The following is a 10,066-nucleotide window of genomic DNA, read 5'->3' as shown; positions in this document are numbered from 1 at the left end:
CCCGCCGCGATCCTGATATCGGGCAGGCAGGCGCCGGAAGGCAGGTGGCAGCCAGTCAGGCTCAGATCGGCCGGGCCGGGCAGTGGCTCGGCACGCCCCCCTGCGCCGGGACGATCCGGGCCGGGGGCGGCCTGCCACTGGTCCAATTCGTCCCGCAGGGCATCTGCGGCGGCCCGGTCGTGCCAGGCGGCGGCCAGATCGCGGAGCGGCTGATAGAACTCGGGCGCCAGGAGCAGCAGGAACATGCCCTGCGCCGGGGTCAGCGGCGTGCCCCATGTGCCGAAACCCAGCAGGCCAAGCAGCGAAAACCCGACATAGACCGCCATCATCGCCACGCCGATGGCAGCGAACAGTTCCAGCACGGTCGAAGACAGGAAGGCGAGCCGCAGCACCGCCATGCTGCGCTGGCGCAGGGTAGCGGCCTCGCTGGCGAAGCCCTCTGCCACCTGCGGCCCCGCCCCCAGCAACCGGATGTCGGCCAGCGCCGACAGGCGTTCCACCAACAGGTCGTTCAGAGTCCCGATCCCTGCAAGCTGGCGGGCGCTGGCCTCTTTCGCGGCCATGCCGACCAGCGCCATGAACAGCGGGATCAGCGGGCCGGTGATCAGCAGGATCAGTCCTGCCGCCCAGCACTGGCCGAAGCTCAGCACCAGCAGGATGGGCGGCACGATCGCGACACGGGCGCGGGCAGGGCCATACCGCAGCAGCCAGGGCGCCAGCATCGCCAGCTTCTCGCTGGCCAGCGCGGCGACCGAGCCGGGCCCGCCAAAGGCCGTCTCGGTGGCGCGGGCCGCCTCGGCGCACAGAATGCGGTCGCGCAGGCCGCTGATGATGGTTTCGGCAGCCCCTTGCGCCAGCCGTTCTGCCCAGAGGCCCAGGGCCATGCGGAGCAGACCGAGGCAGACAAATCCCAGCGCCACGGGCAGCGGCGGCACCGGCAGATCTGCCACCAACCTGCCGATGGACCATGCCAGCAGAGCAGCCTGCACCGGCCAGACCAGCGCGGCCCCCGCCGATATGGCGGCAGCCAGTCGCAGGCGCCGCCGTTCTGGCGCCATCGCCTGTGCGAGCATCCCGCTTCGGCTGTCCGGCTGCATCCCTTCATCCTCAAGTCACAGGGCGGATACCAGTTATCTGCCCGCCGTCTGATCTGGATCAGATACAAGGACGGGCTTTCGTGGCACATGCGGTAAAGTCGCCCATGCAACAGGACTTTCATGCGTCTGACAACCCGAACCAACCTTGCTACCCGCGTGCTGATGTTCTGCGCCGTGAACGAGGGCCGCACCGTCCGTACCGCCGAAATCGCCGAACGCTGCAATGCCTCGGTCAATCATCTGTTGCAGGTGGTGAACCTGCTTCAGGCGGGCGGGTATGTCGAAACGCTGCGCGGGCGCGCGGGCGGCTTGCGGCTCGCCCGGTCGATGGAGGCAATTTCGGTGGGCGAGGTGTTTCGCAGTTTTGAAAGTGGCGTGCCCTTCGCGGAATGCTTCGATCCGGACAGCAATACCTGCCCGCTGACCGCCACTTGCCGGTTGCGCAATTACCTGACCCGCGCGCTGGAGGCGTTCTTCCACGAACTGGACATGGTGACGCTGGCCGATCTGGTGAAGGGCAACTGCGGTTTGAACAGATTGCTGGAGATGAGCCCGGCGCGGGGTTTGACATGTCCGCGCGACGATGCCCTAGCCTGACGCTCAGCCCGCCGTGTGCAGCAGGGCCAGACCTGCGAGGATGCAGGCTTCCTCGGGAAGGGTTTCGGCCTGAACGCCCTCGGCTGCCAGAGCCAGACAATAGGGCTCAGAGCCTTCACCGGCCAGAACCACGCGTTGGCCCAGCCAATAGGGGCGTGCCGCGGTCAGTTCGGCGCCAATAAACAACCCTGTGGCCCGCGAGCGGAGTGTCGTTGCAGACAGACCCGAGAGGAGGCTTTCTGCCCTCAGGCTGGCAATCTGGGCGGCCAGCCGCTCGGGCCGCGCGCGCGTGGTCGCAAGGGCCTCCGTAAAAGCGGCGGTTTCCAGTGGCCCGCCGATATCCCCGGTCAGCGCAGCCAGCAGGCTGCCAGTCGCGAAGCTTTGAAAACTGACGACCTCGCCCGCGCTCAGATGCGCCCAGACTGTCGTGAGACCCGGCAGGCAGATCACCCCGTCGAAGTCGCCCAGCACCCGCAGCGCCCCTGCAATTCGCACCTCGGCACCCTGTGTCAGATCGGCGGGGCGATCCTGTCGCAGGCCGGGCACAAGCCGCAGGCTCAGGCGGGAATCGTCCGAGGGCACAGGTACAGCGGTCGCGACCGGGGTGCAGGGCACGATGCGCAGGGCAGTGACGGGGGCAAGGCCGCTGGCAATGACCTCGATCTGCCGTCCTTCGGTCAGCCAAGGTGCGGCCAGCGCGTGCAGGGTTGCCAGAGGGTCGGCCCCGACCGGGGCCTCTGCGCGGGCAAAAATCCCCTCTGACCCCATGGCCCAGAGGCGCAGGTGGTCTGCCGTACAGTCGGCGGCGATCCATTCGGGGGTCATGCCTTGGCCTTTCGCATTGCGGTTCCGGCCATGTATCAATCGCGGAACAGCGCGGCCAGACGCTCGCGCCCGATGGCACGACAGATCTTGCCGCGCGGCTTGATCGTCGGCACGTCTTCGCCGGCAACCATGGCATTGACCACGGCCTCGTCCACCGCCTCGACCGCTGCCAGATAGATCGGGTCCAGATGGTCCGGGTTCAGTTCCGTCACCTGGCGCAACAGCTTGGCACGCTCGGCCATCGGCTGCGGATTGGCTGTAGTGAAGGCGAGGAAGATGTCGCCCGAACTGTTGCCCCCCGGCGTGCCGGTGCGCCCGATGCCGATGGCCGCGCGTTTCGCCAGCGCGCGCAGGGAAAGCGGCGACAGCGGCGCGTCGGTGGCAAGGATCACGATGATCGAGCCGGTTTCGCGCGGCAGCAGCCGGTCCCCGGTCAGCATCTGCCCGACCGGCTTGCCGAGGATGGTCAGCCAGGGTCGGATGCCGAAATTCGCCTGCACCAGCGCGGCCACCGTCCATTCCCCACCCAGATCGACCCGGCGCGAGGCGGTGCCGGTGCCGCCCTTGAACTCATAGGCGATCATGCCGTTGCCGCCGCCGGTCGAGCCTTCGGCCACCGGCCCGGTGACCGCCGCGTCCAGCGCGGCGCGGGCATGGTCGGGCGTCACGCTCAGTCGGGTGATGTCATTCAGAATACCGTCATAGGTTTCCGCCACCACCGGCATGGCCCAGGCGACCCCGGCGAAATGGTCGGCATAGGTGTCGATCATCCATTGTACGGCGCCGGTGTGGCAGGCTCCGATGGCATGGGTATTGGAAATCATCACCGGACCGAGGAAATAGCCCGCATCGTCGATCCAGTGGGTGCCCGTCATCTCGCCATTGCCGTTCAGTGCATAATGACCGGCGGTGACGGGGATCGGCGTGGTGCCCTTGCCGCGTGGCAGAATGGCGGTGACGCCGGTGCGCAAGTCGCGGGTGGGATCGGTCAGCGTGCAGAAGCCGACCTCCACCCCCGGCACATCGGTGATGGCATTCAGCGGGCCGGGCGTGCCGGGGAACGGCAGGCCAAGGTCGCGGGCGCGGGGTGGTCGGGTCATCGGGTCACTTCTCCGGGGAATGGGATGCGGGGGTCCGCAGGGTGTAAAGCGGCAGGGGGCCAAAGCTGCGGATGTCGGCTTCGCCCAGAGGGCGCACGGTCTCGGGGCAGCGGCGGGCCAGTTCGGGGCCGATGCAGCAGGCGGTGCCGAAGCGCTTGTTTGCCTCTTGCAGGCGGGCGGCAAGGTTCACCGCTGCGCCATGGGCAGTATAGTCGATGCGCCCGCCATGGCCCACATCGCCCAGCACCGCCGGGCCGGTTTCCAGCCCGATCCGGGTGCGGCCGAAACCACCGTGGGTGGTGCGAAACCGTTCTGTCGCCGACATCAGATCGGCGGCGCAGGCCAGCGCCGCAGCTTCATGCCCCGGTTGGTCCAGTGGCGCGTTGAACAGCGCATGTACGGAATCGCCCACCAGCTTGTCGATCATGCCGCCGTGTTTCAGCACGATGCCGCAGGTCAGCGCAAAATAGGCATCCAGCAGGGCGACCATCTCGCGCGGGCCCATTTCGGCGGTGGCGATGCTGAAGCCTTCGATGTCGGTGAACAGGGCGGTAACCTCGCGCAGCTCGCCCTCCAGCCGCATCAGGCCGGGGTCAGCGGCGATGCGGGAAACCAGCGCGGGCGGAACAAGCTGCGCCATGCGGGCGCGCAGGGCACGCTCGGCCCGGCTGGCCAGCGCGGCGCGGGAGAGCAGCGCCAGCGCCAGCGCCCCGAAGGCGGCCAACAGCGGCGAAACGGGATCAAGCAGCAGGCCGCTGCTGCGCCACAGCAGCATGACGGCCCCGGCCCAGAGCAGGCCACCCGCTGCCAGGATGAGGCTGGCGCCCACGGGCGGCAGGGTGGCCAGCAGCCAAAGCCCGGCCAGACCCAGCACCAGCACCACCAGCGCCTCGGCGGCCTTGCCCCAGTCGGGGCGCCAGGGCAGGTGCCCGGCAAGAATCTGTTCGGTCATATCGGCCATGATCTGCACCGAGGGCGCGACCGGACTCGCCGCCGTGGGACGCAGGCCACCCGCCTCGGGCAGGCTGGAGCCGACAAGGATCAGCGCATCCTCCGGCAGCCGGAACTCGCCCGAAAGCACGCCTGCTGCGGGGAGCGTGCGGCCAATCCAGTGATCGGGAGCGGAGGGGACAAAGCGCATCATGCCGCCGGAGACGGGCAGCAGGGTCTTGCCAAGCCGCAGTGCCCTTGCGGTGAGCAGCGGACCGGATCCGTCATGTGCCAGCCGGGCCAGTGCGACCGGGAGTGACGGATAGGCCATTCCGTCGACAGAGACCGCCGCAGGCAGGCGCCGTACGGCGGCGTCGCCGTCGCCGGGAAGGGCCACGCTGGCCACGGTGGTCGCGGCTGCGGTGAAGGCAGGGCAGGGTGTCTCGGCCCCGGCTGCGGACCAGAGCGCGGTGCCCTCGGCGACGGCCAGATTATCGGGTGGCAGGGCGCCACCGGGTGTGGCGGCCAGCAGAAATCCCAGCACGGAACGCGCCTGCGCGAAGCCATGCGCCAGAGCGGCATTCACCGGGCGGTCGCAGGCACCGGAAAAGACGATATCGAAGCCGGTCGCCTGCGGTTTCGCCGCCACGATCCGCGCCACCAGCCGCGCGGTGGCGGTGCGATCCCAGGGCTGCCCCAGATCATCGGTGGCGCCGATGTCGATGACCGTCACAGGCTGCGCCGGGGTGGCGGGCGGCAGGGTCAGCATCAGGCGGTCAAAAATCCTTTCCTGCCACAGGGCAAGCCAGGGGGGCGAAAGCACCAGCAAGGCCGCGACGGCGAGGCAGGCCGCAAGAACCGCCGCAGACCAGAGGTTGCGCGACAAGGCTCAGCCCTCCGGCTCTGCCAGAAGGGCAAGGGCGGCGGTGCGACAGTGCCAGACCCCGCCGTCGCGGCTGAGCGCCCCTGCCGCCTGCAAGGCCATCAGCGCGCGGTTCACCTTGGGGCGGCTGGCGCCCAGAACGGCGGCAAGCTCGGTCTGGCTGATCTCCAGCCGCAGGGGGGCCTCGGGCGGCGGGGCCTCGCCATGGATCTGGTGCAAAGTGAACAGAAGGAACCGCGCCAGACGCGCTTCAAGCTGGTAAAGCGCAATGCCTTCCAGCTGATCCGTGGTCTCGCGCAGACGGCGGCAGAAGTAGCGCGCGGCCGCCATGCCAAGGGCGGGATGTGCCTCTGCCAGTTCGGCGAAACGCGCGCGCTCCAGCAGCCAGCCTTCCGTCGGAGCGACGGCGGTAGCATCGGCAGAGCGGGGCTCGCCGTCGATCAGGGCAAATTCACCCAGGGTATCGCCCGCCTCGGCATGGCGCAGGATCAGTTCGCGCCCCTGCGGGGTCAGCAGCGTCAGCTTCACCCGGCCATCCGCCAGTGCCAGCATCCACTCCCCCGGCTCGCCACGCTGAAACAGCACCTCGCCGGGCTGCCAGCAGTGACGGCGCGCAGTGGCGGCCAGCGCCGCCAGTGCCTCGGATGGCAGGCCCGAGAACATTTCGAAAGACCGCCAGAATGCGGGGCGGGGCAAAGGGGGTTCCATCGCGGTCTCCGGGCATCGGTTGTCCCATGCTGCGCCGATCCGCCGGGCTTGGGCAAGCCTGTTCCGCCGGGAACAGCGCAGGCGACCGCCCTGCGTCAATGTGATCGCAGCAAGTAACCCGGCACGATGGAGAAACGATCATGGCCGACATCATTGGCAACGACCTTTCGAACTTCCTGGACGACCGCTTCACCCTTGGCATTCCCGGCTTCCGCAATGATAAGATTTCGGCGCTGGGCGGCAATGACCGCATCCTGATCACCGATGGCGATGACACCGTTTTCGCGGGCAGCGGCAACGATGTCATCGAGGATGGCAGCGGCGTGATCGGCGGTTCGGGCAACGACTCGATCCTTGGTGAGGCGGGCAATGATACGATCCGCGCGGGCGAGGGACGCGACACCATCGACGGCGGCACCGATATCGACCTGGTGGATTACACCGCCTCTACCGCTGCTGTGAACGTGAACCTGACCCGCACCGGGGCGCAATCCGGCGGCTTTGCCGAAGGGGATGTGCTGCGCAATATCGAGAACCTCACCGGCTCGCGGCACAATGACATCCTCGCAGGGAATAACGGGGTGAACGTGATCCTGGGCGGCGATGGACGCGACAGGGTTTCGGGGGCCGGGGGCAATGACACGCTGGACGGCGACACCGGCAATGACACGATCTTTGGTGGCGCTGACCGTGACCGGCTGATCGGTGACAGCGGGGACGACAGCCTGATGGGGGACAGCGGCACCGACGTCCTGTTCGGGGGAACCGGCCGGGATACGATGTATGGCGGCACAGAGAATGACGTTCTCTATGGCGGTTCGGAAAATGATCTGCTGGATGGTGGCGATGGCGATGACCAGATCATCGGCGACAGCGGCCGTGACGTGATCTTTGGCGGTTTCGGCAATGACACCATCTCGGGCGGCACCGACAATGACACCATTCAGGGGGGCGGCGGCAATGACCGGATCGACGCGGGCACCGGCGATGATCTGGTGCGGGCCGACAACCGGAGCGACGCCGATTTCATCAATGGTGGCGTGGGCACCGATACCATCGACTTCACCGGCCTGACCCAGTTCTTCACCCTTGCGGGGGCGATCAACACGATCAATGTGAACGGGCGCTTCGCCAATACCCAGTACACCGGGTTTGAAAATGTCATCGGCACCGGCAATGCAGATGCGATCACCGGCGACAGCCAGAACAATGTTCTGGACGGCGGCAACGGGAATGACCGGCTGACCGGCGCAGGCGGGGCCGATACCCTGCGTGGTGGTGAAGGAAATGACGTTCAGGATGGCGGCGAGGGCGCTGACCTGCTGCTGGGCGGCAATGGCAACGATCAGCTGCGGGGTGGCACCGAAAACGACCGTCTGTTCGGCGAGGCCGGTGCGGATCGGCTGGATGGCGGTGCGGGCAACGATACGCTGGTCGGTGGCAACGAGAATGACACGCTGTCCGGTGGGGACGGCATCGACCGCCTGCAAGGCGATGCCGGGGATGACGTGCTGTCCGGTGGCGCCGAGAATGATGTGATCTCGGGTGGGGAGGGCCGCGACATCCTGACCGGCGGTCTGGGGGCCGATGTTCTGACCGGGGGCGCGGGGGCGGATCGGTTTGTCTTTGACTTCACAGCAGAATCGCCGAACACACCCGGCGGGTTCGACCGTATCACCGACTTCAGCGATGCCGAGGATCTGATCTATCTGGGCCGGATCGACACCAATCCGGCACTGGCGGGCGATCAGGGTTTTGCCTTCGTGCAGTTCGGCAGCGGCGCGGGCACGGTGCGCAGTTTCGTGCAGGACGGCAATACCTTCGTGGAGGCGCATGTGGATGGCGACGGCGTGGCCGATCTGGTGATCCGCCTCGACGGCATCCACGAACTGACAGCAGCCAATTTCTTCCTCTGATCCCCTCGGAGGATGGGCTGCCGCCCCCGGCCTGCGGGCCGGGGGTTCGGCGTTTCAATCCTGATATCCTGGCCCCAGCGCCGCCCGCAGCGTATCGCGCGGGGTCAGGCCGAACCGCAGGCGATAGCTTTCGGCAAAGCGGCCGAAATGCGCGAACCCCCAGCGCAGCGCCACATCGGTGACACGGGTTCCGGGCGCAGCGGCAATCAGATCGGCATGCGCGCGCGTCAGCCGCCGGTCGCGCCAGAAGGCCAGGGGCGTGGTGCCGCGATGCTGGCGGAAGGCGAGTTGCAGGTTGCGCGCACTGGTCCCCGCGGCCTCGGCCACATCCTCCAGCGTGATCGGCTGATCCAGATGCGCCTCGATGAAGCTTTCGGCCAGCCTCAGGTGGCGGGGTCGCGGCGCGGAACGGCTGCGGCCCAGATGCGCGGCATAATCGTGGCGATGCGCATCCAGCAGGCCGGAAAGCAGCGTTTCCTCCAGTTGTCGCCCCATCAGCCCGGTCAGGGGCGCCGCGCCGTCATCCGCCTCTGCCACCAGCCACAGCACCAGCCGCCGCAGCGCCGCCCCCGCCCCGCTGCGCAGATCAAGCGCACCCTGAAAGGTGACTGGCGCCGATGCGGGGGCGCCAAGCTGGCGCGACAGATGCGACTGCATCGCCGCCCGGTCGATGCGCAACAGGACCTGCCGGGTGCCTTCCTCCCAGATCATCGTGGTTTCCCGATGGGGGTTCAGCACCGCCGCGCGGCCCGGGTCGCTGGTGTAGCGGTCGCCGCCGTTGACGATGGACGCCCCGCCACACAGCGGGATCTGCACCAGATAGAAATCGCGCAGCGCGCCCGGCGCGATCATCGTCTTGGCGCCATATTCGATGTAGTTCAGCGACAGCTTCTCGCCCGGCAGATGGTGCTGGCGGGCATGGAACCTGCCGCGCACGGTATCGAGCCGATGCGGGCAGAACACGCGCGCAACCTTGTCCCGCGCCTCGTCCAGATCGCGGCTTTCGAACAAGAGATGCGCGGCCAGCGGCCGCGGCGCATGGTCCAGCATCCAGGTGCCCTCCATGGTGAAGCGTAACACGCTTTGGGTGCCTGCGCGCAGCATTCCCGTCGATTTTTTCGTTTTGCGGATAGTCCGCGCTTTTGGCGGATAGCGGGCGCGGGCGCGCTGCCGGAGGCTGCTTCAAATTCAAAACAAACAGGGAGACGACCATGCGCGGATTGCAGGGAAAGACGGCCATCGTTCCAGGGGGTGCCACGAAGATCGGGCAGGCCGTGGTCGAACGTCTGCGCGCCGAGGGCTGCCGGGTGATGGTGGCCGATCTGGCGGACGGCGGAACCGAGGCTGCGGACCTGGGCTATTGCCGCTGCGATCTGCGCAGCGATGCCGATATTGCAGCGCTGGTTGCGGCAACGAAGGAACGGTTTGGCCGCATCGACTTTCTGGTGAATGTTGCCTGCTCCTATCTGGATAACGGCGCCGCCAGCCCGCGTGCCGAATGGCTGGAGGCGCTGGATGTGAACATCGTGGGGTCCGTCATGCTGATGCAGGTGGCGCGCGAGGAACTGGCGCGCAACAGGGGGGCCATCGTCAATTTCGGGTCAATCTCGTCGCGGGTGGCGCAGACCGGGCGCTGGCTTTACCCGGTGTCGAAGGCTGCCATCCTGCAACTGACGCGCAATCAGGCGATGGATCTGGCGCCCGAGGGCATTCGGGTCAACGCCGTTTCGCCCGGCTGGACCTGGTCGAACATCATGGATCAGCTGACCGGCGGCGACCGCGCCAAGACCGACCGCGTGGCCGCGCCCTTCCACCTGCTTGGCCGCACCGGCGACCCCGAGGAAGTGGCAAGCGCTGTGGCTTTCCTGCTGTCAGACGAGGCGACCTTCATCACCGGCACCGACCTTTGCGTGGACGGCGGCTATACCGCCATGGGGCCGGAACAGGCGGTGCCCGCCATCCCTAAACTCATGGAATAGGCGCCGGGCTGGGCCGTCGGCTGCCTCCGGC

The 10,066-nt window shown here is 67.6% G+C and carries 9 protein-coding genes; 3 read left to right on the top strand and 6 right to left on the bottom strand.

The genetic code is table 11. The features are described 5' to 3' along the window. A partial coding sequence (locus tag AO684_RS12890; RefSeq protein WP_255349801.1) for an ABC transporter transmembrane domain-containing protein occupies positions 1 to 1,097 on the bottom strand: 1,097 nt, incomplete at its 3' end. A gap of 120 nt (positions 1,098 to 1,217) precedes the next feature. On the opposite strand from AO684_RS12890, the gene AO684_RS12885 reads away from it, so the two are divergent. Further along, a complete protein-coding gene (locus AO684_RS12885) occupies positions 1,218 to 1,694 on the top strand; it encodes an Rrf2 family transcriptional regulator (protein ID WP_054303152.1) in 477 nt (158 codons plus the stop codon). 3 nt (positions 1,695 to 1,697) lie between these two features. Here AO684_RS12885 and AO684_RS12880 read toward each other — a convergent pair whose 3' ends face one another. Genes AO684_RS12880 through AO684_RS12865 form a run of 4 tightly spaced genes read right to left on the bottom strand, consistent with a single transcriptional unit; the run spans position 1,698 to position 6,140 of the window. Further along, the gene (locus tag AO684_RS12880) at positions 1,698 to 2,519 is read right to left on the bottom strand and encodes a 2-dehydro-3-deoxygalactonokinase (RefSeq protein WP_054303151.1); all 822 of its coding nucleotides are present in this window, start codon (positions 2,517 to 2,519) and stop codon (positions 1,698 to 1,700) included. Positions 2,520 to 2,554: 35 nt separating this feature from the next. Next, entirely contained in the window at positions 2,555 to 3,619 is a 1,065-nt protein-coding gene (locus AO684_RS12875; RefSeq protein WP_054303150.1) for a P1 family peptidase, read from the bottom strand. Between the two features lie 4 nt (positions 3,620 to 3,623). Next, positions 3,624 to 5,435 (bottom strand): CHASE2 domain-containing protein, encoded by a 1,812-nt coding sequence (locus AO684_RS12870; RefSeq protein WP_054303149.1) that lies wholly within the window; start codon positions 5,433 to 5,435, stop codon positions 3,624 to 3,626. Positions 5,436 to 5,438: 3 nt separating this feature from the next. After that, positions 5,439 to 6,140 carry a Crp/Fnr family transcriptional regulator gene (locus tag AO684_RS12865; RefSeq protein ID WP_054303148.1) on the bottom strand — a complete coding sequence of 234 codons (702 nt, stop codon included), beginning with the start codon at positions 6,138 to 6,140 and terminating at the stop codon, positions 5,439 to 5,441. Positions 6,141 to 6,280: 140 nt separating this feature from the next. Between AO684_RS12865 and AO684_RS12860 the strand changes: the two genes are divergently transcribed. Continuing rightward, complete coding sequence (locus AO684_RS12860) at positions 6,281 to 8,056, top strand: calcium-binding protein (protein ID WP_054303147.1); 1,776 nt, start codon at positions 6,281 to 6,283, stop codon at positions 8,054 to 8,056. 54 nt (positions 8,057 to 8,110) lie between these two features. Here the strand turns inward: AO684_RS12860 and AO684_RS12855 are convergent, their stop codons facing one another. Then, positions 8,111 to 9,160, bottom strand: coding sequence for an AraC family transcriptional regulator (locus AO684_RS12855; RefSeq protein WP_054303146.1), 1,050 nt, complete (start codon positions 9,158 to 9,160; stop codon positions 8,111 to 8,113). 107 nt (positions 9,161 to 9,267) lie between these two features. On the opposite strand from AO684_RS12855, the gene AO684_RS12850 reads away from it, so the two are divergent. Next, positions 9,268 to 10,035 carry an SDR family oxidoreductase gene (locus AO684_RS12850; protein ID WP_054303145.1) on the top strand — a complete coding sequence of 256 codons (768 nt, stop codon included), beginning with the start codon at positions 9,268 to 9,270 and terminating at the stop codon, positions 10,033 to 10,035. The last annotated feature ends 31 nt before the right edge of the window (positions 10,036 to 10,066 follow it).

The organism is Gemmobacter sp. LW-1 (genome assembly GCF_001303875.1).
Taxonomy (GTDB): Bacteria; Pseudomonadota; Alphaproteobacteria; order Rhodobacterales; family Rhodobacteraceae; genus Gemmobacter; species Gemmobacter caeni.
This window is presented reverse-complemented; position numbering and strand designations above follow the sequence as displayed.

What these genes read in the sequence shown, in the direction of transcription:
- AO684_RS12885 (WP_054303152.1), top strand. Translation starts at nt 1,218, where the DNA reads ATGCGTCTGACAACCCGAACCAACCTTGCTACCCGCGTGCTGATGTTC.
- AO684_RS12880 (WP_054303151.1), bottom strand. Translation starts at nt 2,519, where the DNA reads ATGACCCCCGAATGGATCGCCGCCGACTGTACGGCAGACCACCTGCGC.
- AO684_RS12875 (WP_054303150.1), bottom strand. Translation starts at nt 3,619, where the DNA reads ATGACCCGACCACCCCGCGCCCGCGACCTTGGCCTGCCGTTCCCCGGC.
- AO684_RS12865 (WP_054303148.1), bottom strand. Translation starts at nt 6,140, where the DNA reads ATGGAACCCCCTTTGCCCCGCCCCGCATTCTGGCGGTCTTTCGAAATG.
- AO684_RS12860 (WP_054303147.1), top strand. Translation starts at nt 6,281, where the DNA reads ATGGCCGACATCATTGGCAACGACCTTTCGAACTTCCTGGACGACCGC.
- AO684_RS12855 (WP_054303146.1), bottom strand. Translation starts at nt 9,160, where the DNA reads ATGCTGCGCGCAGGCACCCAAAGCGTGTTACGCTTCACCATGGAGGGC.
- AO684_RS12850 (WP_054303145.1), top strand. Translation starts at nt 9,268, where the DNA reads ATGCGCGGATTGCAGGGAAAGACGGCCATCGTTCCAGGGGGTGCCACG.